A 26,801-nucleotide genomic window follows, 5' to 3' on the forward strand; every position below is an offset into this window, starting at 1 on the left:
CGGCCTAGGCTTCGACCTCGACGAACCCGTCGGCAATGCGGGTCCGGAACGTTTCCAGGCGCACCGCCGCAGTACCAAAGCATTCGCCGGTTTCAAGGTCGTAAACCTCCTTGTGCAGCGGCGACGCGATGGTCGGCCTGGTGCCGCGGGATCCCAGGATGCCGCGGGCCATCACGTGGGCACCGGTGGCCGGGTCCTGGTGTGCCACCGCAAAAACCTCGCTGGGGCCGGTCCTGAAGAGAGCCACCTGGCGGCCGGCGATGAGTGCCGCCTCGCCCCAGGCAGGCTCAAGCTCCGCCACGGCGCAAACCCGGTGCCAGCCGGCAGCGATCTCAGTGGTGTCGGCGAGTGCGCCTAATTCCAGTGTTGCCGTCATAACCGGTCCAACTCCCCGTGCTCGTCTGTCGTGTTCCCGGGCCACTTTTGTGAGCCCGTCATGACCTTCGTGGCCGTACTAACAACGGCCGTCCAAACAATGTAGGCACCGGGTGTTTCAGCGGCGTGCAGTGAATGTGTCCGGGGAGTAAAAGAGAACTCACCCGGCCGGAAATGCGTTCGTGATGCAGAAGTTAAGCCTACGAAACAATCGGGAAACTGAAGCGAAACTGCGTCTCCGTAGTCTGAACGGACACCTCGTCAGAGAAGGTCGCAGAACACCGTCTGCGGCCCATGCGAAAGGCCCACAGTGACCGAACAGACTTCAAGCACAGAGAACCAGCGCCGCATCGTCGTCGCCGGTGGCGGCCCCGCGGCCCACCGCTTCGCCGATGCCATGCATTCCCGTGGCCTCGAAGGCTGGCACGTCACGGTCCTCACCGAGGAAGCCCACCTGCCGTACGACCGGGTGGCCCTCTCCAAGGCCCTCACGGACACCGGTGTGGACCTGACACTCGGATCGGCTTCCATGTGGGACCACGATTCCTTGGACCTGAAGACCGGCGAGCGCGTCGTGAAAATCAATCCCGACACCCGGACCGTGGAGACCGCGGCCGGCACCACCGTCGGGTACGACCACCTGGTGGTCGCCACCGGATCGAGTGCCGCCCGCCTGCCCATCCCCGGGGCCGAGCACGTGCACGTCTACAGGACGCTCGAAGACGTCTGGTCCATCAGCAAGGCCATTGGTGAGCTCACGGACAAGCTGGGCCGCAAGATCACGGCCGTGACCATCGGCGGCGGGCTGCTCGGGCTCGAGTCGGCGGCAGGCACCGAGCAGCTCGGCGCCACCCCGGTGGTCATCAACGGCGCGCCGTGGCTGATGAACACGCAGTTGGATGAAGGCGCCGGCCAGGCACTGGGCCGCCTCATCGAGGCCAAGGGCTTTACGGTCCACGGCGGCGTGTTCCCCTCCGAGGTCCTTGCCGATGACGACGGCCAGGTCACCGGCGTCCTCATGGCCGATGGCCGCATCATCGACGCCGACATGGTCATCGTCGCCATCGGTGTCCGGCCCCGCGACGAACTCTTCCGCGCAGCCGAGGGCGAGGAACAGCTGTTCAGCCTGGGCCCGCGCGGCGGCGTGGTCATCAACGACTACTGCGCCACCGAGGTGGAGGGCATCTGGGCCATCGGTGAAGTAGCCAACTTCGAAGGCATGTGCCTGGGCCTGGTGGCACCCGCGAACACCATGGCGGAGATCGTTGCCGACCGCCTCCACGGCGGCGAAGCCACCTTCCCGGGCTTCGACACCGCCACCAAGCTCAAACTCTCCGGTGTGGACGTGGCCAGCTTCGGCGACGCGTTCGCCCGCACCGAGCACTCACTCGAAATCGTTTACGCCGACCCCGCCCGCGGGGTCTACCAGAAGATCGTCACCACCGATGATGCCAAGACCCTCCTGGGTGGCATCTTCGTGGGCGACGCCACTCCCTACACGAGCCTGCGCCCGCTCCTGGGCCGCGAACTGAGCGCCGAGCCCGGCGCCTACCTGACGGCTGCCAGCGGTGGCGACGCCCCCGAAACGGAACTCCCGGACGATGCCATTCTCTGCTCCTGCAATAACGTCTCCGCCGGGACCATCCGCGATACCGTCAACGGCTGCGGCGCCTGCGACGGCAACGCACCAGTGCGGGAACTCAGTGAGCTCAAGGGCTGCACCCGCGCCGGGACGAGCTGCGGTTCCTGCGTCCCGATGCTCAAGAAACTGCTGGAAACCGAGCTGACCAAGTCCGGCGTCGAGGTCTCCAAGGCCCTCTGCGAACACATCGAACTCTCCCGCCAGGAGCTCTTCGACGCCATCCGCATCCTGGAGCTGACCTCCTTCGAGGAGATCATGGCGAAGTACGGCACCGGCGCGGGCTGCGATATCTGCAAGCCCACCATCGCCAACATCCTGGCCAGCCAGAACAGCGCCTACGTCCTGGACGCCGGCCGCGGCACCCTGCAGGACACCAACGACCGCGCCCTCGCCAACATGCAGAAGGACGGCACCTACTCGGTGGTCCCCCGCATCGCCGGCGGCGAGATCACCCCGAAGAAGCTCGGCGTCATCGCCGCCGTCGCCGAAAAGTACAACCTGTACACCAAGATCACCGGCGGCCAGCGGATCGACATGTTCGGCGCCCGGCTGGAGGAACTCCCGGAAATCTGGAAGGAACTGGTGGACGCCGGCTTCGAATCCGGCCAGGCCTACGGCAAGAGCCTGCGCACGGTGAAGTCCTGTGTGGGTTCCACGTGGTGCCGCTTCGGCGTCCAGGATTCGGTGGCCATGGCCATCCGGCTCGAACTGCGCTACCGCGGCCTCCGCAGCCCGCACAAACTCAAGATGGGCGTCTCCGGCTGCGCCCGTGAATGCGCCGAAGCCCGCGGCAAGGACGTCGGCGTCATCGCCACCGCCGACGGCTGGAACCTGTACGTCGGCGGCAACGGGGGCGCCACCCCGGCCCACGCCCAGCTGCTGGCCAAGGACCTCGACGACGAAACCCTGATCAAATACATCGACCGCTACTTCATGTACTACATCCGGACCGCCGACCGCCTGCAGCGCACTGCACGCTGGCAGGAAGAGCTCGACGGCGGCATCAGGCACGTCGAGGACGTGGTGGTCAAGGACACCCTGGGCATCGCCGAAGAACTCGAAGCCGCCATGGCCAGGCACGTTGACACCTACGTGGACGAATGGGCGGACACCCTCAAGGACCCCGAGCGCCTGCGCCGGTTCCGGTCCTTCGTCAACGCACCGGACCAGAAGGACGACTCCATCACGTTTGTTTCCGACGAACGCGGCCAGTTCCGCCCCGCCACGCCGGACGAGAAGGCGGCAGCCGTCCCGCAGCCCGTCCTCATCGGCGCTTCCATCCCCGTCCGCGCACGCGACGAGAACGAGGTATAGCCATGCAGCTCAGTATTGATCTGACCGGCAGGGACGTCCTGGTCACCGGCTCCGACCACGCCGCACGCCAGGCGGTGCGCCGCTACGAAGCCGCGGGCGCCGTCGTCTACCGCCTCAGCACCCCGCAGGGTGCCGAGCATGACGGCCCGCTCCCCGATCGGCCCTTTCTGGTGGCAGCGGTCGACGACGGCCAGCCGGGCTGGGAGTCCATGCTGGGCAGGTGCCGCGCAGCCGGCATCCCGCTGGCGGCCGAGCCTGCCGCCGGTCCCGTTGGACACGTCACCCTGGTGGGCGGCGGCCCCGGCACCACCGAGCTGCTGACCGTCGCCGCCGTCAACGCCCTCCGCGACGCCGACGTGGTGTTCTACGACCGGCTGGCCCCCTGCCAGGACCTGCCGGTCCTGACCTCGGCCGAGCTGGTGGATGTGGGCAAAAAGCCCGGCCACCACAAGGTCGGCCAGGCGGACATCGAAAAGCTGATGGTCGCCTCCGCACTGGACGGCAACAACGTGGTCCGGCTGAAAGGCGGGGATCCCTACGTCTTCGGCCGCGGCGGCGAGGAAGTGGCTGCCTGCGTGGCGGCCGGCGTGCCGGTCCGCGTCATCTCGGGCGTCACCAGCGCGATCTCCGTCCCGGCAGCGGCCGGCATCCCTGTCACGCACCGCGAGGTCAGCCACATGTTCACCGTGGTCTCCGGGCACGCCCCGCTGACCGACAAGGAACACCTACACCTGGCAGGACTGGGCGGCACCATCGTGGTCCTGATGGGCATCGGCACGCTGCACCAGCTCGCAGCCGGGCTGCGCAAGGCCGGCATGCGCCCAGACATGCCCATGGCCGTCGTCGAACGCGGCTACCGTCCCGGCCAGCGCACCACCATAGCCGACCTGGGCACCATCACCTCCGCCGCCGCCGGGTGCAGCAATCCCGCCGTGCTGGTCATCGGTGAGGTGGTCCGCGTGGCCGAAGCAAACCGCGGGCACGCCGAGGCCGCCGCAGACCTGGACAGGCTGGCGGCCTCGCTGCTGGGTTCGTGAAAGGATTGATCCCCATGAACGCACTGGCACCGGCAGAAGCTCCGCAGGCCGACGAAGCACCCGACGCCGCGGGCTCCCCGCTGGAAGGCTTCCGCATCGGGGTGACCTCGCACCGCCGCTCCCGGGACCTCATCGAGGCCCTGGAACGCCGCGGCGCTGAAGTTTTGCACGCCCCCGCACTGAAGATCGCGCCCGTGCAGGAGGACATGCGGCTGATCGAGGACACCAGGACCGTCATCACGGCCGGGCCGGACATCTGCATTGCCACCACGGCCTACGGCATGCGCCGCTGGTGCGAGGCGGCTGATTCCTTCGGTATCGGCGAGGAACTGCTGGAGACCCTCGGCGCCTGCCGGATGTTCGTCCGGGGCCCCAAGGCCCGGGGTGCCGTCCGCGCGGCCGGACTTGCCGACGTCGGGATCAGCAGCGACGAAACCACCGCAACACTGGTGGACATGCTGCTGGCCGAAGGTGTCCGGGGCAAAACCGTCGCGGTGCAGCTGCACGGCTACACGGATGTCCGGCAGCTGGAACGCCTGCGCATGTCCGGTGCCACCGTGCTGACTGTCACCCCGTACCGCTGGGTGAAGCCCGACGGCGAAGACCGGCTTCCGCGCCTCATCGAGGCGGCGTGCAGCGGGAACCTGGATGTGCTCACCTTCACGAGCGCGCCCGCGGTGGACGCCATGTGGAGCACGGCGCACGAAATGGGCGTGTACAAAGAGCTGATCCACAGCCTCAAGACCAACGTCACCACCGCCGTGGTCGGCCCCGTGACGGCGCAGCCGCTGCTGGACGCCGGCGTCACCCCGCTGATTCCCGAACGGTTCCGGATGGGTGCCCTGATCCGGCTGGTCTGCGAGCACCTCGCCCTGAACCACGTCCGCCGGCTGGACACAGCGTCCGGCAACATCGAATTGCGCGGCCGGAGCCTTCGGGTGGACGGGCAGCCTGTGGAGCTGGCCCCGGCGCCACTGCTGCTGCTGCGTGCCCTGCTGGGCGCCGGCGGGGCGGTGTTGTCCCGGGAAGCGCTCTCGGACCTGCTCGAACTGCGGGGCTCCGTCCATGCCCTGGACATGACCGTCAGCCGGCTCCGCTCCTCCTTACCGGACGGCAGGCTGGTGGAGACGGTGGTCAAACGGGGGTACCGGATCCGGGTGTGACCCACGGCATTACTGGCGGGTAAACATTGGCGAACGCACCCGCGTCAACCTGCAATGACAGGGAAACACGCCGGAAAAACGGGCCGCCTAGGCTGGCAGCATCATGAACTTCCGGCCGTTCAGCGGCCGCCAGCGAAAGGGCCAGCACATGTCCGCTCCGGCACCCTCCACCTCAACCTCCGCCGCCACCCGCATTGTCATCGCAGGTGCGGGGCCAGCGGCCCAGGCGCTCGTCACCCGGCTGGACCGGGCCCGTTTTGCCGGCACCGTCACCATCCTCAGCAACCGTGACGACGTCTCCCCGGAACTCCTGGAACTGGCGGCCCTCCCCCAGGTCTCGCTCCGGTGCGGGCAGCCGGCCAGCTTTATCGAGCCGCAGACCCGGACCGTGACCACGGCAGACGGCATGGAATTTGGCTACGACCAGCTGGTGATCGCCACCGGTTCAGCACCGGAACAGGCTCCCGTGGCGGGTGCGGACCACTGCCTGAGCTACTCCACCATTGATGACGCCGCCCGCATTGGGTCAGCCGTCAGGGACCTGAGCACTGAACTGGGCAGGCGTCCGCTGGGAATCCTGGTGGGCACCGGCGCAGCGGCCGGGCAGGCCGAAGCGGTGCTCCGTTCCCGCGGCGTCCGTCCCGTCCGGACCACCATGCGGCCCGCCGCGGTGACACCCCGGACGGCCGGCACGGAACTCCGGTCCGCGGGAATCGTCTTTCCGGACGGCAGCACCATGAACGGCGACATCGTGGTCCTGGCGGAGGAACGGGTTTCACGCGATGGACTCGCTGCCAGTGCCGGGCTCCGGACGGCCCCCGGCGGCGGGATTGCCATCAGCCAGGATTTCCGCACCTCGGTGCCCGGGATCTGGGCCATCGGCGACGCCGCAACGTTCGACGGCGTCAGGCTGGGGCTGCTGGTTGCCGCGGCTTCCGCGGCCGGCGCCTGCGCCGCCCAGCTGATGTCAGCGTCCTCGCCCGGGGCAGTCCTGCAGGCCGCGGCCTGACCCCTCCCGTTGCGGTTGCCGGTTAGCTTCCGGCAGCTTCGGCGTGTGGCAAGATGGTTCCCAAAAGAGCCCTGCACTCCCTGGCTCCGACCGGCCCACAAGGCCATGAGGAAAGGACCATCATGAGCAACGATGCCATTTATGCTGACCAGCGCGGAACGGGCACGGACTCAACGCCGGGCAACATCGCCTCCTTCATTGACCACACCCTGCTCAAGCCGGAGGCCAGCGAGGCTGACATCCTCAAGGTTTGCGCCGAGGCAGCCGAATACCGTTTCAAGTCGGTGTGCGTGAATCCGCTGTGGGTCAAAACGGTCAAAACTGCTCTGCGCGGTTGCGGCGTGCTGACCTGCTCGGTGGTCGGATTTCCGCTGGGTGCCACGCCCACGGATGTGAAGACCTTCGAAGCCCGCGGTGCCGTGCTGGACGGCGCCGACGAAATCGACATGGTCATTAACATCGCTGCTGCGCGGGCCGGGGACAAGGGCGCGCTGGTGGACGATATCTCCGCCGTCGCCGAAGCCGTCCACGCCAGCGGCGCCATCCTGAAGGTCATTATCGAGACGGTGTTCCTCTCCGATGACCAGAAGGTCCTCGCCTGCCAGGCGGCCGTGGAGGCCGGGGCGGACTTCGTCAAGACTTCCACAGGTTTCAACGGCGGCGGCGCTACCGCTGAGGACATCGCCCTGATGCGCCGCACTGTCGGCCCTGAGCTGGGCGTCAAGGCCTCCGGCGGGGTGCGGTCCCTTGCTGATGCTCAGGCTATGATTGCTGCAGGCGCAACACGTATAGGTGCCAGCTCCGGCATTGCAATCGTCAAGGGTGAACAGGGTTCAGCCGGCTACTGACACTGCAGGAGCCGCCACAGATTTGAGCCCCGCGGGGCCGAGGAGGAACGAATGTCCAGCAAGACCACAGCGAACAGCACCACCAAGGTGCAGACCCCGGAAAACGAGAACAACCTGGTCACGAGCATCGGCCTGTTCGTCGTGATGATCGCCCTGTTCCTCGGCGCCGTCTACTCGCTGTCCTTCCTCACGCTGGACAACCCGTGGCCGATGGCCGTCTGCCTGGGCCTGTTCTTCCTCGCGTACTGGATCCCGCAGACCATCACCGGCCGCTCCGATTCGGCCGGCGGGAAGTAACACAACCCGCTGTACCTGCCGTAAAGCAAAAGGCTGTGGCCCCGGATCAATCCGGGGCCACAGCCATTTAAGCTCCCGGTCAGCCGGCACCCAGCAGGCGGCTGACCGTGGTCTTACCCAGCACCATGGCCGCCGGAAAATGCGCTTTGGCCGAAGCCCAGGCGGCAACGCACATTCCCACCATCGCGTAAGCACTCACCGGGATCAGCACCAGCCACTCCCGCCGTGAGCCGGCGCGGCCCAGCAACGGCAGCGAAAACGCCCCGTTGGCTTTCCAGACGTCGTTGAGCATGGGGAGTTTGCGCAGGAACCGGGGCGGTTTGATGACGATGGGCCAGAGCAGCGGCACGCCCCCGGTGGTGATCATGTCCCCCACAATATGGACCACAACACCGGTCAGCATGGACACCGGCAGCCACGTCCACTGGTGCGGGGCGAACCAGGTCACCAGCCCGGCCATGGTCAGGGCGAAGATCCAGTTGCTGATGAACCCCGATTTGGGGAACAGCTTCAGCGCCTTCGCCGCGATGTTGATCATAAACATGCACAGCAGGCCGGCGCCGACGGACAGTAGTCCCCAGCCGGTCTGCACCTGGATCTGCCCTGCCATCATGGCCAGGACCACAAAGAAGGCCGCGCCGAGGATGGAGTGGGTGCCTTGCCGGTGGCCGCCGCTGGCGTTCTCAATTCCCCGGGCAATGACGTTGGACAGCGGCGGCAGCGAGTTGGCCACGGTGCTGTGGCGGTGGTCCCAGTCGCACACCAGGGCCGTGCCTGCCGTGGCCATCCCGCCGATCAGGATGCCCGTGGCGTCCAGCGGATACCAGCCCAGCGTGTAGGGCCCCGTCGAGGCAATGGCTACCCACGCCGCGGCTCCCGACGCGGCGTGATGTCCTCCCATCAACGCCTTAACTCCTGGTCTGTTCGAGGGAAGCAGGCGCGTCCGAGAAGATGTTCCTGATGACGCCGTTGGCCCAGTCCAGGATTTCGGCGTCCTGCAGGTCCCGGCCGCCCACCCGGGCGGTCTTGGGCTTGGGAATCAGCACCGCATCCAGGGCCGGCTTGGACTGGGACCCCGGATACATGCGCGTGAGCCGCATCAGCTTTGACTCCGGCAGCTGGGCGGGTGAGAACTTGATGAAGTTTCCCTGCAGTGCGACGTCGGACAGGCCGGCTTCGCGGGCACCCACCCGGAAGCGGGCCACGGCGATGAGGTTCTGCACCGGCAGCGGCGGCTCCCCGTACCGGTCCACCAGCTCGGCCAGGACTTCCTCGATGGCCTCGGTGGTCAGCGCCGACGCCAGCTTGCGGTAGGCCTCCAGGCGCAGCCGCTCCCCCGGCACGTAATCGTGCGGCAGGTGGGCGTTCACCGGCAGCTCGATCTTCATTTCGGCGGCCTTTTCCTCGGCGTCGCCGCGGTAGTCCGCCACGGCCTCGCCCACCAGGCGGATGTACAGGTCAAAGCCGACACCCTGGATGTGGCCGGACTGCTCGCCGCCGAGCAGGTTTCCTGCACCGCGGATCTCGAGGTCCTTCATGGCCAGCTGCATGCCGGCACCGAGCTCGTTGTGGGTAGCCACGGCCTTGAGCCGTTCCAGTGCCACTTCGCCCAGCGGCTTCTCGGACGGGTAGAGGAAGTAGGCGTAGGCACGCTCGCGGCCGCGCCCCACCCGGCCGCGGAGCTGGTGCAGCTGGGAGAGCCCGTATTTGTCCGCGCCGTCCACGATCAGGGTGTTGGCGTTGGAGATGTCCAGGCCGGTTTCGATGATGGTGGTGCACACCAGCACGTCAAAGCGCTTCTCCCAGAAGTCCACAATGATCTGCTCCAGCCGGCTCTCGGACATCTGCCCGTGCGCCACCTCCACGCGAGCCTCCGGAACCAGTTCACGGACCTTCGCCGCGGTCCGCTCAATGGTGGAGACGCGGTTGTGCACCAGGAACACCTGGCCTTCGCGCATCAGCTCACGCCGGATGGCTGCGGAGGTCTGCTTGTCCGTGTACGGGCCCACGTAGGTGAGCACGGGGTGGCGTTCCTCCGGCGGCGTGGCCAGGGTGGAGGTTTCGCGGATGCCGGTGAGCGACATCTCCAGGGTGCGCGGAATCGGGGTGGCACTCATGGCCAGGACGTCCACGTTGGTGCGCATCTTCTTCAGCGCCTCCTTGTGCTCCACACCGAAGCGCTGCTCCTCATCCACGATCACCAGGCCAAGGTCCTTGAACGCGAAGTCCTTGGACAGCAGCCGGTGCGTGCCGATGACCACGTCAACTGAGCCGCTCTTGACACCCTCCACGGTTTCCTTGGATTCCTTGGCGTTCTGGAAGCGGGAGAGGGCCTTGACCCGCAGCGGGAACCCGGAGAAACGTTCCGTGAAGGTCTCGTAGTGCTGCTGGGCGAGCAGGGTGGTGGGCACCAGGACCGCCACCTGCTTGCCGTCCTGGACGGCTTTGAAAGCTGCGCGGACGGCGATCTCGGTCTTGCCGTAGCCCACGTCGCCGGACACCAGCCGGTCCATGGGGATCTCGCGTTCCATGTCCGCCTTGACCTCGTTGATGGTGGTCAGCTGGTCCGGCGTTTCCACGTACGGGAAGGCTTCCTCCAGTTCGCGCTGCCAAGGGGTGTCCGGCGCGAAGGCGTGGCCGCGGGAGGCCATCCGCGCGGAGTAGAGCCGGATGAGCTCGCCGGCGATCTCCTTGACGGCCTTGCGGGCCTTGGACTTGGTGCTGGCCCAGTCCGAGCCGCCCATCTTGCTCAAGGCGGGGGTGTCCCCGCCGACGTAGCGGGTGACCTGGTCCAGCTGATCGGTGGGAACAAAAAGCCGGTCTCCCGGGGCACCTCGCTTGGACGGCGCGTATTCCAGGACCAGGTACTCGCGGACGCCGTCTCCCCCGCCTGCCACCTTGCGCTGGATCAGCTCAATAAAACGCCCGATGCCGTGCTGCTCGTGGACCACGGAGTCCCCCGACACCAGCTGGAGCGGGTCCACGGCGTTCCGACGTTTGGAGGGCATGCGCCGCATGTCCTTCGTAGACCCCGCCGAGGTCCGGCCCAGCAGGTCCGCCTCGGTCAGCAGCCCCAGCTTGAGGCTGTCCAGGACAAAACCGCGTCCGACGGCGGCCGTGGTCACCTCGATGATGCCCGCTTGGGGTTCGTGGTCCAGTGCGTCCACGCGGGCGCACGGGATATCGGCGTCGTGGAACAGTTCCGCGAGCCGCTGCGCGGGACCGGGCCCCTCCGTGGCCACCACAATCCGCCACTGGTCGCGGATGTGCGAGCCGATGAATTCCATCATTTCGGCGACGTCGCCCTGGTAGCCGCGCGGTTCACGGGCATGCAGGTTCAGAACGTCGATTTCCGGCAGCAGCTCCTCATCGGTTGCCAAGGACGTGATGGACCACCAGGACACCTCGTGGTCCAGGGCGAAACCGCGGGTTTCGGCCAATGAGCGGAAGCTGGCGGAGTGCAGGGCTTCAGAGGCCTGCGAGCTGAGGTCCAGCGGAGCCGTGCCGCCGTCCGACGCAGTGGACCACGCCGCCTCCAGGAACTCCTCGTTGGTGGCAGCAAGGTCATGGGCGCGTGTGCGGACCTTTTCCGGTTCGATGACCACCGAGATGGAGCCGGCAGGCAGCTGCTCCACAAAGGGAACCATGGCGTCAACCAGCACCGGCGCCAGGGACTCCATGCCTTCCACGGCGATTCCGCCCGCGATTTTCTCCAGCATGTCGCCGGCGGCCGGAAGCTGGGTCTTCAGGGTCGCCGCCCGTGACATCACCGACGGCGTGATCAGGATTTCGCGGCACGGTGGAGCGTGCAGTTCGGTGGGGTGATGGATGCCGGGGGCGGAGAGCGAGCGCTGGTCGGCCACCGCGAACCAGCGCATCTGGTCCACCTCGTCGCCGAAGAATTCCACCCGGATGGGGTGGTCCTCGGTGGGCGGAAAGACGTCGATGATGCCGCCGCGGACGGCAAACTCACCGCGGTGGGTGACCATGTCCACACGGGCGTAGGCGGCATCGGCCAGCCGGCGCACCACGTCCGTGAAGGGGATGTCCTGGCCCACCTTCAGCGTGACCGGAACGAGTTCCCCCAACCCGGCCACAATGGGCTGCACCACTGCGCGGACGGGAGCCACCACCACCCGGAGCGCGCCCGCCGTCGAACTTTCCGGGTGCGCCAGCCGGCGCAGGACGGACAGGCGCCGCCCCACCGTGTCCGAGCGGGGCGAGAGCCGTTCGTGCGGCAGGGTTTCCCAGCTGGGGAACTCGGCCACGGAATCGGCAGGGAGGTAGGCCCGGAGGGCAGCCGTCAGGTCTTCGGCTTCACGCCCGGTGGCGGTGACGGCGAGGACCACCGCGGGGATCCCGCCGTCGGGCGTTCCCTCAACGGCGTCGGCACGTGCGGCGGCCAGGCCGTCCGCCATTTCCGCGAGCAGCGCGGCGCGGAGTCCCGCCGGTGCGCTGATCTGGTAATCCTGACCACGGACGTCAAACCCGCGCTGCGCCTCGGCCTTCACACGGGAGAAAGTACGGTCTTCGGCCAGGGCGCTGCGCAGTCCGGTAAGCGACGGGGTGGACGTGGCAGTACCAGTGCGGGAAGCGCTCAGGGTCATGACGGAAACTCCTGTGGTGTTTGAGGCCTGTGGTGTCCCTGTGGGGTTTCAGGGCGGCGCAGGCAACACGAAAAGCCGGGATTCGCTGCGAATACCGGGTCATCCCAGCCTACCGCGCCGCGGGCCGGACTAAGCTTTCAGGACCGTGGCCGTCCGGAAGCCAGGCCGCTCCGAATGGCATAGTGACAGCGCCCCGCATCGGGGGTGACTGGAAGGAGTCAGCATGACCGGCACAACCCCAGCATCACCGCGCACCGTCCTGGTCACGGGCGCCACCGGCTACATCGGGGGCCGGCTCGTTCCGCGCCTGCTGGAGGCCGGGCACACCGTGAAGGTCCTGGTCCGGACGCCGGCCAAGATCGCGGGCGTGCCCTGGCTGGAGGATGTGGAGGTGGTCCAGAGCAGCCTGGACGACGCCGGGGCCCTCCGCGACGCGCTCGCCGGCGTCGACGTGCTGTATTACCTGGTCCACTCGATGGCTGCCGGGTCGGGTTTCGAGGCGAAGGAAAAGGCGATGGCCGGGACCGCCGCGAAGGCCGCCGCGGACGCGGGCGTGGCCAGGATCGTCTACCTCGGCGGCCTGCACCCCGCCGGCGTGGAACTGTCCACGCACATGCGGTCCCGCGAGGCGGTGGGCAAGGTGTTCCTGGACAGCCCGGTGGACGCCGTGGTCTTCCAGGCCGGTGTGGTGATCGGGTCCGGGTCCGCATCCTTTGAGATGATCCGGCACCTCTCCGAAACCCTCCCGCTGATGCCGGCGCCGAGTTGGGTGCGCAACAGGATCGAGGCGATCGCTGTCCGGGACGTGCTGTACTACCTGGTTGCCGCCGCCTCCCTGACCGGCCACATCAACCGCACGTTTGACATCGGCTGCCGCCAGGTCCTGACCTATGCGGGCATGATGAAGGAATACGCGGCCGAAGCCGGGCTGCCGTACCGCGTGGTCCTGGCACTGCCGGTCCCCGCGCCCAAACTGGCAGGGCTGTGGGTAGCCCTCACCACACCCATCCCGCTGTCCATGTCGCTGCCCCTGGTCCAGTCCCTGCAGCACGACGCCGTGGCCCGCGAGCACGACATCGACTCCGTCATTCCCGTGCCTGAGGGCGGGCTGACTCCGTACCGGCGTGCGGTTGCCCTGGCGCTGGGCAAGGAGCGCGACGGCCAGGTGGAGACCACCTGGGCCAGCGCCGGCGTGGATGCCGATCCCCTGCCCAGCGATCCCGAATGGGCCGGCCACAGGGTCTTCGTGGATGAGCGAACGTTCCACGGCGACGTTGACCCGGCCCACGTGTGGACGGTCATCGAGGGAATCGGCGGCCGGAACGGCTGGTATTCCCTGCCGTTGGCGTGGCAGGTCCGCGGCTGGCTGGATAAGCTCACCGGCGGCGCCGGGCTCCTGCGGGGGCCGCCGTCACCCCGGCAACCTGGCGCCCGGCGAGGTGGTGGACTGGTGGCGGGTGGAACGCATCGACCGCGGGAAACTGCTGCGGCTTCGGGCCGAGATGCGCGCGCCGGGCCGCGCCTGGCTCGAGTTGTCCGTAGAGCCCGACGGCGGCGGGAGCCGTTACCGGCAACGCGCCATTTTCTTTCCCAAGGGTCTGAGCGGCAGGCTTTACTGGCTGGCCGTCCTGCCCTTCCACAGCCTGATTTTCCCGGCGATGGCCCGGAACATTACCACTGCGGCACAAAAGATCGCCGGCGCCGAGCGGGCGGAGGCCGGTTCCAAGAACACGCCGTCCTCCCCGTAGGATGTGGGGAGCAAAAAGCGTAACGAACCCGTATCACTGGAGGATCCATGGCACTGAGTGCAACCACCACCCTTCCGCATGCCGTTGGCAGCGTAGCTGCTGTTTTTGCCAACGAGGATTTCCAGCGGGACACCAGCGAATTTGTCGGCGGCACGCTGGAGTCCTTCGCCGTGGACGGCGACGTTGCCGGCGCGTTCAGCACCACGTCCGTCCGGACACTGCCCACCACCCGGCTGCCGGAGATCGCCCGCAAGTTCGTTGGCGAAAAGCTCACCGTCACCCAGGTGGAGAACTGGGAAGCGCCTGCCGCTGACGGCTCCCGGCAGAGCAACATCACCCTGAAAATTGCCGGCGCTCCCCTCGACGTGACCGCGGTCCAAAAGCTCGTTGCCGAGGGCGGCAGCACCCGTGTTGAGCTCGAAGGCAACGTCACCTCCTCCGTCCCGTTCCTGGGCAGCAAGATCGCCCAGGCAGCCGAGCCGATGGTGGCCAAGGCTTTGAACATCCAGTCGCAGCGGGCCCAGGCCTGGCTCGAAAGCCACTGACTCCATGCAGCTTCCCTTGTTCGCCGGATTACTGCTGATCATCGCGGGCGTCTGGTCGCTGGTGGTCTGGCCGCAGTTCCTGCGCCGGGTCATGAAGGATCCGCGGGCACGCGACGCCAACGGCTCAGCAACGAAGTTCCTCACCGTCCACGTGGTGCTCGTCAGCATCTCCATGGTGCTCGGAGCCGCCACCGCCGTGATCGGCGGTATGGGCCTGCTGGGCTAAAGCGGACAAAACGAACGACGCCGGGCGGTTACCTTTTTCGGAATGGTAACCGCCCGCCGTCGTACTTCAACAAACAACGGTTTAGGCCGCCTGGTTGAGCGCGTCTTCGGCCGCAACCCACGAAATCATGGCGCACTTGACGCGCGCGGCGTACCGGGCCACACCTTCGAACGCGGCCGCGTCACCGAGGATCTCCGGGTCCGCGTGGACTTTCCCGCGGGAGCGCAGGACTTCGCGGAAATTGCCGATGATCGCGTGGAGCTCATCCACGGTCAGCCCCTCACCCAGTTCGCTGAGGACGGACGCTGACGCCATGGAAATGGAACACCCGGCGCCGTCCCAGGAAATCTGCGCCACCTTGCCGTCTTCCACCGCGACGCGCAGCGTGACTTCGTCGCCACAGACGGGGTTCAGCTGGTGGGACTGTCCGGTGCTGGCGCCCTGGGGCGCCTCCACGCCGGCCAGGCCGCTGCCGTGGCGGACCTTCGAGTGGTCAAGGATGATCTGCTGGTACAGCTGGTCAAGGCTCATATTTGGTATACCTTCGGTGGCCGCGTCAGACGCGGAAGTAGGAGCGGACGCCGGCCACTGCCTCAAGGAAGGCGTCGACGTCATCGGTGGTGTTGTACAGGTAGGCACTGGCCCGGGTGGTGGCCGTCAGGCCCAGGCGGCGGTGCAGCGGCTGCGCGCAATGATGCCCCACCCGCACGGCGATCCCCCTCGAATCAAGGAACTGCCCGACGTCGTGCGCGTGCACCCCTTCGACGTCGAAAGCGGCCAGGCCGATCCGTTCCTCCCCGGCGGCGGGCCCGAGGACGCGGATTCCGGGGATACCTTCCAGGCCGGCCACCATCCTCTGGCCGAGCTCCGCCTCCCAGCGGTGCACGCGGGCCAACCCTGTTTCCGTGAGGTAGCTGGCGGCAGCGGCCAAGGCCACGGCCTGGGAGATGCGCTGGGTACCGGCTTCGAAGCGTTGCGGCGCGGGCAGGTACTCGGCGCGTTCCATGGTCACCGTGGTGATCATGGACCCGCCGGTGAGGAACGGCGGCAGCACGTCCAGAAGGTCCTGCTTGCCGTACAGCACCCCGATCCCGGTGGGCGCGAGCATCTTGTGGCCGGAGAAAACGGCGAAGTCGACGTCGAGGTCGTTGACGTTCAACGGCAGGTGCGGCGCGGACTGGCAGGCGTCCAGCACCACCAGCGCTCCCGCCGCCCGGCCAAGGGCCACAAGCTCGCTGACGGGGTTGATGGTTCCCAGGACGTTGGACGCATGGGTGAAGGCGAGGACTTTGGTTTTGCTGCCCAGGATCTCCGCCGCAACGTCCAGGCGAAGGGCGCCGGCATCATCGATGGGGATGTAACGCAAGGTGGCGCCGGTTCGGAAAGCGAGTTCCTGCCAAGGGATCAGGTTGGCATGGTGCTCCATTTCGGTGACCACGATCTGGTCCCCCGGGCCGGGAGCAAGTTCCTTGAGCCGGGCGTCGCCGCGGCCCTGGGCAGACCACAGGGCAGCGTTTGAGAGCGAATAGCTGAGCAGGTTCAGACCCTCGGTGGCGTTGGATGTCCACACTGTTTCCGCGTAGTCCGCCCCGATGAAATCGGCGAGGGTCTGGCGGGCATCTTCGAAGACTTCGGTGGCCTCCACCGCCAGGTGGTGCGCGCCGCGATGCACGGCCGCGTTGCGCTGTTCGTAGAACTCCTGCTCGGCCTCGATGACGCTCACGGGATTCTGCGAGGTGGCCCCGGAATCCAGATACACGAGGGGCTGGCCGTTGACCAGCTGGTCAAGCACCGGGAAGTCATTCCTGATTCTGAGTACCTCGGCGTTGTCCATGGCCGGAACGGCATGTTCCAGCGTGGCCGGCGTGGTTACGAATGCCAAAGCGAACTCCTTGAGATGCCAATGGATTGACATTCAATTGTCCCACAACACCACCGTGGCGACCGCCCGGGGGGACGGCCGCCACACTGGCTCCGGGCTTCAGCCCGCGGATAGGAGGGCCGGCGACGGCTGGGGGGAGAGCCTCGGTCTCAGAAGACTCTGACGTCGCCGGCCCAGTCTCGGTCCGGCCCGGAGGCCGGAAAGTGTTGATGGAGAGAGGACCTGGTAAGTCTGGTGGGAGTAGGAGGGCTTTCGCCGCTCCTTGCTCCCGACACAAGTTAATCGCACGGGGACCCCCGCGGCACGAGTAGGAAGTACTCTACTTCGACGGTGCGGCTACCGGCTCAGGCTCCGCTGATACGCGTATTCCGCAGGCCCGTCCACTCGCTACCAGAGGCCAAGAGCGCTCTAGTGGGCCAGGGCCGTGGACAGTTCGTCGCGGCTCCGCACGCCGAGCTTCACGTACGTGCGGTACAGATGACCCTCCACGGTCCGCACGGAGACCATGAGCCGCTGGGCTATTTCGCGGTCCGTGAGCCCTTGGACGGCGAGCTCCACGATGTCCTGTTCGCGGCGGGTGAGGCGCACCGTGGGAGCCGCAGCGATGAACTGGCCCTCCCGGAACCGCTCGCCCAGTTCGTGATCGCACTTCTCCCGCAGGGCCACGGCCTGGCGGGACCGCCGGCGTTCACCGGCTGCTTCGAACACCGAACTTGCCCGCGCGTACGCTTCCCTTGCCACATTGACGAAGCCCTCGTTTTCCAACCGGGCCGCCATCTCCATCAGGGCATCGGCGTCAGCAGACTCCCAGTGCTGAGCCAGCGAGAGGAACGCCGCGGCCCAACGGCCCTGGACGCTGCCTGCCAGGTTGTGGACCAGGGGAATCACCGAATGATCCCCCAGGTCCCAGCACAGGCCCAGCAGTTCCAGCAGCGTGCCGCTGCGGGCTGACACGACCGGTGTGGTGGCGAGGGTGTGGAGGGACGCCAGGCCCTTCCCGTCCCGGGTGATGTACTCGGAACCCGCGGCGGCGTAGGCCGTGGCGAGCAGATCCTGGCTGGCCGAACCCTGCGGCGAATCCTTGTAATCCAGCTCGAGCCTGCTGGACTGGGCAGCGTCACCGAGCCTCGCTGCCACATAGAATGCCAGCGCGGCTCCAAACCGGAACTCCTGCGCGGGATCGTTCAGCCGCAGCGTCTCCACCGCAGGCAACAGCGTCTGGTAAGCCCGTTCGATCCGGCCCTGCCGCAGCAATGAGTAGCCGCGCAGCACCTGGATGCTGCCCGCGAAAGCTGCTGCGTCCCGAGGCTGGCGCGCGGCGTAGTCCACCAGTTCCCGTTCTGCCGATTCCCAGTCCCCCACGGCCAGGTAGGCGGCGGCCAGGCGGCCCAGGACGAACTCGTTGAAGAAGAAAACTCCGCTGTCCAGCGAGGAAAGTCCAGACGCCGCCATGAGTCCTGCATCCAGGCCCTGGACCGCGCGTCCGGCTGCTGCCAGGGTCTGGGCCAGCAGGGCAGCACCCACGGTGAGGAGAGCGGGATCGGTGCCGCTTCCAGGGTTACGGCTTCGAAGATCCTGGACCTCATGCTCCAAAGCCGCGTAGTTCCCCGCTTCGCCGAATTCCAGCATGCGCAGCAGCTGCTCCCGCCAGTCCGTTGCTGAGTCGGTGCCGGTTTCGGCGGGGCTGGTGCGGAGCAATTCGCGGGAGTCGGCAGCGAAAGCTGCCAGCGGTGTTCCCATGGCCCGATGAGCAAGCGTCCTCAGCATCAGGGCGGGGGCGGCCCCGGGGCCGTCTCCGAGCTGCAGCCAGCAGCCGTCCAGGAGTTTGGCCGCGCCGGCGTAGTCCCCCTCGTTGAACAAAGCCCTCGCTTGAACCGCGTGGGCCGCCGGGACAAGTGCGGGGTCCGTAATCTTGGCCGCCATGGCCCTGACGCTTCGGTTCCTAAAATGGGCCAGCGCGGTCCCTGCGGCTTCAAGTAGTTCCGGCTCCCCTGTTTTCACGCCGCATTCCAGGGCCCACTCCACAGCCCTCAGCCGGCCCTCTGACCCGGCCGGGGATGTGGCCAGGTGCTCGCGTACCCTTTCGAGAAGCTGCAGGCTTCGCGACACGGAAATGGTGAGCCGGAGGGCGTCGCCGAACATGGCGTTCCAGATGCGAAGGTCAGCCGGGGTGCCATGACTCTCCACCACCATCTGTTGGTCCAGCAGCGAGCGCACCACTTCGGCGCCGCAGATGTCTTCAATAACCTTGCGGCTCACTGGCCCTGCCAGTGCAATAAGTTTCAGGGCTTCCTGTTCGGCGGCGGTGCGCCGCAGCATGTCCTTCACCACGACGTTCGTCAGCCGCGGCCCGTCGGGCGGCAACGGGTCCAGGAGCATCCAGATCCCGTTCCGTTTGGCGAGCTGGCCCCCTTCCGCGGCGTCATGGAGCAGCGCATCGAGGATCCGCGGGTTTCCACCGGAGGCACTCCAGATGGTGTCAACAGTTCCGGCAGGAACGGTGCCGTCCAGGGCGTGGGCGAGAACCTCTTCGATCTGTTCCCGGTTCAGCGGACGAAGGTCAACACGATCGGCAAGGCCGTCATACCAAAGCTGCGCCAGGGGCTGGGGCAGGCCGGGCCGCGGCCTGCCTGCCGCCACCACGCTGGCCCACCCGGCTGAAATCATGTCGGCCACGATGCCGGCAGTGGCGTCGTCCAGGTGGTGGGCATCATCCATCACCAGCAGCAGCGGCGCATCCCTGCCCGCTTTGAGCCTTTCGAAATAGCTCCAGACGGACCTCAGCACCGCCACCGGCGACACCGAATCCTCGGCGGTCAGCTCCGCGGTGTACGGGGCAAGGATCCCAAAGGGAACGCGTGAGAGCGAGGAACTTCCATGGATCTGAACAACGATCATGTCAGCGGCCAGCCGCTCGGTGATGGCTTCTGCCAGCGCGGTCTTCCCGATTCCCGGGCCCGCCATCAGGAACACGGCCTGGCTGGTTCGGGTCCGGATGGTATTGCAGATGCGATCCAGCGGCTGCCGCCGCCCCGTGAGCAGGCGGCCCGGTTTCGGTGGGTGGCCGTTAGACGAGTCCAGTCAGATCACCCCTGGATGTAACTCCCAGCTTGGTGAAGACCTGGTATAAATGGCCTTCCACGGTACGGACCGAGACGCCCATGTCCAGTGCAATATCGCGGTTGGAGGCGCCCCTGCCGGCGAGGCGCGCAATCTGCCGCTCCCTGCTGGTCAGGAGCGGGCTGCCGCTGCTGGGCACGATAGGCAGGCTGGCCACAGTGGAAGCCAGGATGTCCAGCCGTGCCTGGGCAGTCCTTGCTGCGGCCGGGTCGCCGGCCTGGCGGGCGTAGTCAACAGCCAACGCCATGCAGCGAGCCTCAACAGCATCCAGCTCCAGGGTTGCGGCGAGCTCGCCGCCGGCCAGCAGGGTCTTGGCGTCATGGGTCCGGGTGCCCACGGCAATCAAACGCGAGATCTCCGCCAGAGGACCCTGGCGGTGGCCGGCCACCTCTTCGAGCAGGCGGAAGTCGGCCTCCGTGCCTTGCACTGTGGCGCCCAGCAGGCCGATCCCGGCAAGCGTGTACCTCCCGGCCGCGATGTCGCGCCGGGCAGTCTCCTTCAGCCGGTTGACGGCCTCGGTGTCGTTCAGCCACCGTCCGGCCATGTCGGCACAGAAGTCGGTGATGCTCCGGGTAACGTGATCGGCGACTCCGCCGCTTCGCTGGAGCTTGTCCAGGTATTTCCGGGCCTGACCGGCATTGCCCAACTGCGCATAAGCAAAAGCAACGGCTGCGTATGCTTCCCGGCGGATGCCCTGGGCCGGCCGAAGCTCAAGTTGAGCCACCGCCGACAACAGCGAATCCAACGCAACGGCGCCCCGTCCGGCAAAGACGTAGGCGAGTCCGACAGCCAGCTCAGTGGCGGCGCTTCGGTACGGAAGCTGGTGGATCTCCCGGGCGGCGGGATTGAGGAGGTCAATGCAGCGGTGCCACTGGCCGGCCGTCAGCAGGACGGAATAGGCCCTTTCGGTGAAAGTCTCGCGGAGGCCGACGATGTGGCCGGCATCGGATATCTGGCCACCCAGCTGCCTCATGAGACTCAGGGCATCCATTTCCCGCCCGGTCATGGCGAGGGCAGTCATCAGGATCATGGCCGAGTTCATCCGGAACCACAGATCGGGGTTCAACCCGGCGTCAGCAGCAGCCTCCAGGCCGGGGATGGCTGCTGCGTAGTCTCCCACGAACGCCTGGTACTCGAACTCGCTGAGGCTGATCCGGTTCGTTGCGGCCGCAACGGGATCAGGCCATGCCTTCGCCCCAGGCTCAGCCTCCAGCCGCTCCCGCGCCGTCTTCAGGAGCGCCGGCACCCTGTCCGCATGGTCGGGCAGCCAGACCATGACCCGCGCTTTTGCTGCGATGACTTCGGCGTATTCCTGTGCGCCCAGGCTGTCCAGCTGAGGCTGTGAGATGTCGTCCAGGGCGCCCATCGCCTGGACGGGAAGATCCAGGAGCAGGTAGGCGGCAGCCTTCTGCCGTTGGGCGGCCACCCATTGGGGATCGTTGCGCCTGAGCGTCTCGGCATATTTCAGGGCGAAGTGCGGGTCAAAAAGCTGAACTGCCGCTTTGGCGGCGGCCAGCGCCATGGTGGGGCTGAGCTCGGCCTCACACTCGTTTGTCCATGCCGCAAACGCCATCAGCTCTTCCACGGTCATGCCGGCGGGATCGGGTTCCTGTCCGTCCAGGAGGAGATTCCGCAGTTCCCGGCGCCGGGTGATGCTGAGCCACGAGCGCACAACGTCGCCCAGGTACATTTCCCGCAACGAAACCCAGCGGCTCTCCGACGCGTCGATCTCAAGCAGCCCGGCGTCCTCCATGTCAGCGACGATGCCGGCACCGTACACCGCAGTGAGCCGCGAGAGCTCCACCCGCCGGGCGCAGGCCAGCATTTCGATGACCTCCCGCTCCTGGGGAGACTGCCGGGACCAGCGCGACCGGACAATGTCCTCAAGGCTCGCCGCGCCGTCGAGCACCACTTTGTCCCGCAAGGTCCATACCGAGTCTGAGAGCACCAGGTTTCCGGACTGCTGCTGCTCGGCCACCAGTGCCTTGAGCAGCAATGGATTCCCTCCCACCATGGTGTGGAAGGTGCTGACCAGGGAGGCGGATACCCGGCTGCCGAGCAAGGACAGCAGCACCTGGCGGGTCTGCAGCTCATTGAGGTTGTCCAGCCTGACCTCAGTCAGCCGGCGGTCCGTGAGGAGCCAATGGAAATCCGCCGGAAGATCACTGATTCCGGGCGCGACGGCGACAATGCGCGCGGTTCCGGTGAGGAGGATGTTCAGCAGGACGCCGGCACTCATGTCATCGATGGTGCCTGCAGTATCCAGGGTGATCACGCATTGGCGGCCGGCGGCGTCACTGCGGATCAGGGACGTTATGCCGCGCAGAATGGCCGTGGGCGAACCCATGTATGCCTGCGGAAGACGCGCGAGCAGGAAGGCCAGGCACCCGTACGGAGTATCCCCCGTGGCGGTCCCGCAACGGAGCTGCAGGGACCAGACATCGGGGCCAAGCTCGGAAACGGCCGTCCTCGCCAAGGATGATTTACCCACGCCGCGACCGCCGGTGATGACCACCCCGAGGGAGCCGGCGCTGGTCAGCGCCGTGCGAACGGCTTCAAGATTTGCGCTTCGTGCCGGCGCAGACCATCGCTGCGCCTCTGACATGCCGACGTTTTCCGTCCGCACATCAGGGTCATTGAGCTGTGACCCACGTTCCCAGCTGAGTGGCTCGATTGACATGAACTTATCCCCTACGTCCAATAAGCGGGAACAAGCCCCATCGCCCCCCGCTTGTTAAGCAGACTACCCCCAGGCAAGGAAGGCTGAACAGTGATTCGGGGTTTTTCGTCCGATTACTACACGTCGGTCTTTGCGGGGTGGAACTTCTGCTGCGCCGCGGTCAGCCCTTCCCTGATCAGCATCTCCACCGCATCCGCAGCTTCATCCAGCAGAAACGGCAGGTCCTTACGCTCGGCGCTGCCAAAGTCACGGAGCACATAGTCGGCGGTATCCATGCGGCCCGGCGGGCGGCCCACCCCCACCCTGACCCTCAGGTAGTCCTTGGTGCCGAGTGCTTTGGAGATATCCCTGAGTCCGTTGTGGCCGCCCTCGCCGCCGCCGCACTTGAGCCTGACGGTCTTGAACGGGATATCAATCTCATCGTGCACCGCCACCACCCGGTCCGGTCCAATGTCATAAAAATTCGACAGGGCGGCCACGGGGCCGCCGGAGACGTTCATGTAGCTCATTGGCTTGGCGAGCACCACTCGCGGTCCCCCAATCCCCAGCCGCCCTTCGAGGACCTGGGCCCGGGCTTTATGGGTTTTGAAGTTTCCGCCGAGCCGGCCGGCGAGTTCGTCAAGAACCATCTGGCCAACGTTGTGCCTGTTGCCTTTGTATTCGGCTCCGGGGTTTCCGAGGCCGACAATCAGCCAGGTGTCAGTCATTGTTCCATCCTAAAGTGGTCCGGACACGGCTGTGGCCGGACCCCGACGGGGCCCGGCCACGGCTGCAAACTGAGCGGGTGTTACTCGGCAGCGGCTTCAGAGGAAGCCTGGGCCTCTTCGTCGGAGACCTCGGTGGCCTCGGAGATGTTGATGACCAGGGCGTCGGCGTCTGCCAGCAGCACGGAACCCTTCGGCAGGACCAGGTCGGACGCGAGAATGTGCTGACCGGCGGTGCGGCCTTCGATGTCTACCTCGATGCCGGTGGGCAGGTGGGTTGCCTCGGCCTCGAGGGAGATGACGGTCAGTTCCTGGTTGAAGACGTTGCCCGGGGCCAGTTCGCCAACAACGTGGACCGGGATGTCCACGGTGACCTTCTCGCCCTTGCGAACGGTCAGCAGGTCGATGTGCTCGATGATCTGCTTGATGGGGTCGCGCTGGACGTCCTTGACCAGGGCCAGGTGATCTTCGCCGTTGACGTCCAGGGACAGCAGGGCGTTGGCCGTGCGGACTGCCAGGGTGGTGGCCTTGGCAGGCAGCGTGATGTGGATCGGCTCGGCGCCGTGGCCGTAGATGACGGCGGGGATCAGGTTGGCCATGCGGGCGCGGCGGGCATAGCCCTTGCCGAATTCGGTGCGTACTTCTGCTGCGAGCTTCTGCTCAGACATGGGTGTCTCCTCTGGAAATCTACGTGGTGTTCAGCAAGGGCGGAGGTCTGTTGCGACCTTCAACGCCGGGCGGCCAGGTGTGGCGCCCTTCCAGAAGGGAGATTCAGACCCAGTCGATAACGGAGACTGTTCTCCCTCGCCAAGGTATCGTCAAAAAGCTTACCAGCGCCGGGCCCTAATACTGAAAACGGGACCGGCGCCGGACGGAAGTCCTGCTTAAGCGTTGCCGTCGAACAGGCTGGTGACCGAACCGTCGTCGAACACTTCATGGATGGCGCGGGCGATCAGGGGCGCGATGGACAGCACCGTCAACTGCGGGAAGCGCTGGTGCGAGGAAATCGGCAGGGTGTTGGTGACCACCACTTCACGGGCACCGGATTCGGCGAGCCGCTGGGCGGCGGGGTCGGAGAACACTGCGTGCGTCGCGGCGATGATGACGTCCTTGGCACCGGCATTCATGAGCACCTGGACCGCTCCGGAGATGGTGCCGCCGGTGTCGATCATGTCATCGATCAACACGCAGGTCCGGCCCTTGACCTGGCCCACGACCGTTTTGGATACGGCCTGGTTGGGCACGGTGAGGTCGCGGCTCTTGTGCACAAACGCCAGCGGGGCCCCGCCCAGGCGCTCTGCCCACTGCTCGGCGACGCGGACGCGGCCGGTGTCCGGGGAAACAACCGTGATATTGTCGGCGCCCACCTTGGTCCGGATGTAGTCCGCCAGCAGGGGGATGGCCATGAGGTGGTCCACGGGGCCGTCGAAGAAGCCCTGGATCTGTGAGGTGTGCAGGTCAACGCTCATGATGCGGTCAGCGCCGGCGGTCTTGTACAGGTCCGCAACCAGCCGGGCGGAGATGGGTTCGCGGCCGCGGCCCTTCTTGTCCTGGCGCGCGTACGGGTAGAACGGCGATACCACCGTGATCCGCTTGGCGGAGGCACGCTTCAGCGAATCAATCATGATCAGCTGTTCCATCAGGTGGTTGTTCAGTGGCGCCGGGTGGGCCTGGATGACGAACGCGTCGGTGCCGCGGACACTTTCGCCGGCGCGGACATAGATTTCCCCGTTGGCGAAGTCGTAGGCGTCAATGGGCAGCAGCTCAGTCCCCAACTCCTTCGCGATTTCCCGCGCCAGTTCCGGGTGCGCCCGCCCGGCGGCAAGCACCAGCTTCTTCTCGCCGTGTGCGGTAATTTCGCTCATGATTTACTTGCCCTCTTCTGTGGATGCTGGGGTATGTGAGGAGTCTGACGCAGCCTGGGCGAGCTCTGCCGAGCGCGAGCCGGGGCGGTGGGCAACAACCCAGCCTTCGGCGTTGCGCTGGGCGGCAACGGACAGGACGAGCGCGCCGGCCGGGACGTCCTTGCGGATCACCGCTCCGGCGCCGCTGTAGGCACCGTCCCCCACGGTGACCGGTGCAACGAACACCGTGTTGGAACCTGTACGGACGCCCGAGCCGATCACCGTGCGGTGCTTCTTCTCGCCGTCGTAATTGGCGGTGATGTTGCCGCAGCCGATGTTGGTGTCCTCGCCGATCTCGGCGTCGCCGGCGTAACCGAGGTGGGACAGCTTGGATCCCCGCCCGATGGTGACGTTCTTGGTTTCGTAGAAGGCACCGATCTTGCCCTTCTCACCCAGGACCGTGCCGGGGCGAAGGTACGTGAAGGGGCCGACGGCGGCGCGCGGGCCGATCACGGCGCCGGAACCATGGGTGCGGACCACCGTGGCGCCCTCGCCGACCTGGACGTCGGTCAGGGTGGTGTCGGGGCCAACGACGGCGTCCCTAGCCACGCTGGTGGCGCCGTGCAGTTGCGTGTTGGGGAGGATGCGGACGTCCTCGTCCAGGACCACCCCGGAATCGATCCAGGTGGTGGCGGGGTCAACAACGGTCACTCCCGCGCGCATCCAGGCTTCGACCGTCCGGCGGTTCAATTCAGCGCCAAGGGCGGCGAGCTGTACCCGGTCATTGGCGCCTTCCACCTGCCACCGGTCTTCGGTGACGACGGCGGCCACCCGGCCGCCTGCCTGCCGTGCGAGGCCCAGGACGTCGGTGAGGTACTTCTCGCCCTGGGAGTTGTCCGTGGTGACGTGCACCAGCGCGTCGCGGAGGACCGCGGCGTCGAAGGCGTAGATTCCGGAATTGACCTCACGGATCAGGCGTTCTGCTTCGGTGGCGTCCTTGTGCTCGCGGATGCCGGTGACCGAGCCGTCATCGCCGCGGAGGATCCGGCCGTAGCCCGTGGCGTCATCGAGCAGGGCGGTGAGCACCGTAACGGCGTTGCCCTCACGTTCGTGGGTGGCCACCAGGTCGGCCAGCAGGCCACCGGTCAGGAGGGGAACATCACCGTAAGTAACAACCACGGTGCCTTCGAGCTTCTCCCGGGCGTCCAGGGCCTCCAGTGCGGCCTCGACGGCGCGGCCGGTACCGGGCACGTCATCCTGGTCCACGATCAGCGCTTCAGGGTCCAACTCGTTCAGGTGGCCGGCAACCAGGTCGCGCTCGTGGCGGACCACCAGGGCCAACCGGCCGGGGTTGATGCTGCGGGCTGCGAGGAGCGCGTGGCCCACCATGGAGCGGCCGCCGATCTCATGCAAAATCTTGGGGGTACGGGATTTCATCCGGGTACCGGCGCCTGCTGCCAGAACGATGACGGCGGCTGGGCCGGTATTCTCGGGGATCACGTACGGGCTCTCCTTGCTTGGTTGCGCGTGGCGCTGGGTGCGGTGCCTGGCCGGCCACAAGCCTGGCGGGGCACCGAGTTCATACTACTGGACGGCTTTCCGCACAGCAGTTCCGCCCATAGGATTCGAACCTATACTCCACGGCTCCAAAGGCCGGGGTGCTGCCATTACACCAGGGCGGACCGTGCCAGAGGCGCAAGGCCAAGGCACAAGTAGTTATTTTGCCATGGGTTCAGGGCAGCCCGCGACACGGGCACCCA

At 66.8% G+C, this 26,801-nt stretch carries 19 protein-coding genes, 1 tRNA gene and 1 pseudogene; 9 read left to right on the forward strand and 12 right to left on the reverse strand.

What is annotated here, in order from left to right:
- Nucleotides 1-4 precede the first annotated feature (4 nt).
- Complete coding sequence (nirD, locus tag PY310_RS02700) at nt 5-376, reverse strand: nitrite reductase small subunit NirD (protein WP_275212611.1); 372 nt, start codon at nt 374-376, stop codon at nt 5-7.
- Nucleotides 377-685: 309 nt separating this feature from the next.
- On the opposite strand from nirD, the gene nirB reads away from it, so the two are divergent.
- The 6 genes from nirB (at nt 686) to PY310_RS02730 (ending at nt 7,685) form a co-directional block, all read left to right on the forward strand.
- A complete protein-coding gene (gene nirB, locus PY310_RS02705; protein ID WP_275212612.1) occupies nt 686-3,331 on the forward strand; it encodes a nitrite reductase large subunit NirB in 2,646 nt (881 codons plus the stop codon).
- Between the two features lie 2 nt (nt 3,332-3,333).
- Nucleotides 3,334-4,368, forward strand: a complete 1,035-nt coding sequence (gene cobA / locus PY310_RS02710) for a uroporphyrinogen-III C-methyltransferase (protein ID WP_275212613.1) — start codon at nt 3,334-3,336, stop codon at nt 4,366-4,368.
- A 14-nt stretch (nt 4,369-4,382) separates the two neighbouring features.
- The gene (locus PY310_RS02715) at nt 4,383-5,531 is read left to right on the forward strand and encodes a uroporphyrinogen-III synthase (protein ID WP_275212615.1); all 1,149 of its coding nucleotides are present in this window, start codon (nt 4,383-4,385) and stop codon (nt 5,529-5,531) included.
- Nucleotides 5,532-5,634: 103 nt separating this feature from the next.
- On the forward strand, nt 5,635-6,540 hold the full coding sequence (locus PY310_RS02720; protein WP_419095441.1) for an FAD-dependent oxidoreductase: 906 nt from the start codon (nt 5,635-5,637) through the stop codon (nt 6,538-6,540).
- Between the two features lie 122 nt (nt 6,541-6,662).
- Nucleotides 6,663-7,388 (forward strand): deoxyribose-phosphate aldolase, encoded by a 726-nt coding sequence (gene deoC / locus PY310_RS02725; RefSeq protein ID WP_275212616.1) that lies wholly within the window; start codon nt 6,663-6,665, stop codon nt 7,386-7,388.
- Between the two features lie 51 nt (nt 7,389-7,439).
- Nucleotides 7,440-7,685, forward strand: coding sequence for a hypothetical protein (locus tag PY310_RS02730; protein ID WP_275212617.1), 246 nt, complete (start codon nt 7,440-7,442; stop codon nt 7,683-7,685).
- Between the two features lie 79 nt (nt 7,686-7,764).
- Here the strand turns inward: PY310_RS02730 and PY310_RS02735 are convergent, their stop codons facing one another.
- Both PY310_RS02735 and mfd read right to left on the reverse strand, forming a co-directional pair.
- Nucleotides 7,765-8,586, reverse strand: coding sequence for a metal-dependent hydrolase (locus tag PY310_RS02735; protein WP_275212618.1), 822 nt, complete (start codon nt 8,584-8,586; stop codon nt 7,765-7,767).
- Between the two features lie 7 nt (nt 8,587-8,593).
- Nucleotides 8,594-12,292, reverse strand: a complete 3,699-nt coding sequence (gene mfd, locus PY310_RS02740; RefSeq protein ID WP_275212619.1) for a transcription-repair coupling factor — start codon at nt 12,290-12,292, stop codon at nt 8,594-8,596.
- 310 nt (nt 12,293-12,602) lie between these two features.
- On the opposite strand from mfd, the pseudogene PY310_RS02745 reads away from it, so the two are divergent.
- The 3 genes and pseudogenes from PY310_RS02745 (at nt 12,603) to PY310_RS02755 (ending at nt 14,811) form a co-directional block, all read left to right on the forward strand.
- A pseudogene (locus PY310_RS02745) lies at nt 12,603-14,040 on the forward strand (SDR family oxidoreductase).
- Between the two features lie 47 nt (nt 14,041-14,087).
- Nucleotides 14,088-14,585 (forward strand): DUF2505 domain-containing protein, encoded by a 498-nt coding sequence (locus tag PY310_RS02750; protein ID WP_275212620.1) that lies wholly within the window; start codon nt 14,088-14,090, stop codon nt 14,583-14,585.
- A gap of 4 nt (nt 14,586-14,589) precedes the next feature.
- The gene (locus PY310_RS02755; protein WP_275212621.1) at nt 14,590-14,811 is read left to right on the forward strand and encodes an SCO4848 family membrane protein; all 222 of its coding nucleotides are present in this window, start codon (nt 14,590-14,592) and stop codon (nt 14,809-14,811) included.
- A gap of 81 nt (nt 14,812-14,892) precedes the next feature.
- Here the strand turns inward: PY310_RS02755 and sufU are convergent, their stop codons facing one another.
- From sufU to PY310_RS02800, 9 genes are all read right to left on the reverse strand, one after another.
- Nucleotides 14,893-15,342: a Fe-S cluster assembly sulfur transfer protein SufU gene (gene sufU, locus PY310_RS02760; protein WP_275212623.1), complete on the reverse strand. Its 450-nt coding sequence runs from the start codon at nt 15,340-15,342 to the stop codon at nt 14,893-14,895.
- A gap of 25 nt (nt 15,343-15,367) precedes the next feature.
- The gene (locus PY310_RS02765) at nt 15,368-16,693 is read right to left on the reverse strand and encodes a SufS family cysteine desulfurase (protein WP_275212624.1); all 1,326 of its coding nucleotides are present in this window, start codon (nt 16,691-16,693) and stop codon (nt 15,368-15,370) included.
- A 408-nt stretch (nt 16,694-17,101) separates the two neighbouring features.
- Nucleotides 17,102-19,774 carry a helix-turn-helix transcriptional regulator gene (locus PY310_RS02770; RefSeq protein ID WP_342755730.1) on the reverse strand — a complete coding sequence of 891 codons (2,673 nt, stop codon included), beginning with the start codon at nt 19,772-19,774 and terminating at the stop codon, nt 17,102-17,104.
- The gene (locus PY310_RS02775) at nt 19,761-22,493 is read right to left on the reverse strand and encodes a LuxR C-terminal-related transcriptional regulator (RefSeq protein ID WP_275212626.1); all 2,733 of its coding nucleotides are present in this window, start codon (nt 22,491-22,493) and stop codon (nt 19,761-19,763) included. The genes PY310_RS02770 and PY310_RS02775 overlap by 14 nt, the downstream gene beginning before the upstream one ends.
- Before the next feature lie 116 nt (nt 22,494-22,609).
- Nucleotides 22,610-23,200, reverse strand: a complete 591-nt coding sequence (gene pth / locus PY310_RS02780) for an aminoacyl-tRNA hydrolase (RefSeq protein WP_275212627.1) — start codon at nt 23,198-23,200, stop codon at nt 22,610-22,612.
- An 80-nt stretch (nt 23,201-23,280) separates the two neighbouring features.
- Nucleotides 23,281-23,865 carry a 50S ribosomal protein L25/general stress protein Ctc gene (locus PY310_RS02785; protein WP_275212628.1) on the reverse strand — a complete coding sequence of 195 codons (585 nt, stop codon included), beginning with the start codon at nt 23,863-23,865 and terminating at the stop codon, nt 23,281-23,283.
- A 216-nt stretch (nt 23,866-24,081) separates the two neighbouring features.
- Nucleotides 24,082-25,062 (reverse strand): ribose-phosphate diphosphokinase, encoded by a 981-nt coding sequence (locus PY310_RS02790; RefSeq protein ID WP_275212629.1) that lies wholly within the window; start codon nt 25,060-25,062, stop codon nt 24,082-24,084.
- 3 nt (nt 25,063-25,065) lie between these two features.
- The gene (glmU, locus tag PY310_RS02795) at nt 25,066-26,541 is read right to left on the reverse strand and encodes a bifunctional UDP-N-acetylglucosamine diphosphorylase/glucosamine-1-phosphate N-acetyltransferase GlmU (RefSeq protein ID WP_275212630.1); all 1,476 of its coding nucleotides are present in this window, start codon (nt 26,539-26,541) and stop codon (nt 25,066-25,068) included.
- 110 nt (nt 26,542-26,651) lie between these two features.
- Nucleotides 26,652-26,723 (reverse strand) — tRNA-Gln (locus tag PY310_RS02800).
- Between the last annotated feature and the right edge of the window lie 78 nt (nt 26,724-26,801).

It is taken from the genome of Pseudarthrobacter naphthalenicus (assembly GCF_029076445.1).
Taxonomy (GTDB): Bacteria; Actinomycetota; Actinomycetes; order Actinomycetales; family Micrococcaceae; genus Arthrobacter; species Arthrobacter naphthalenicus.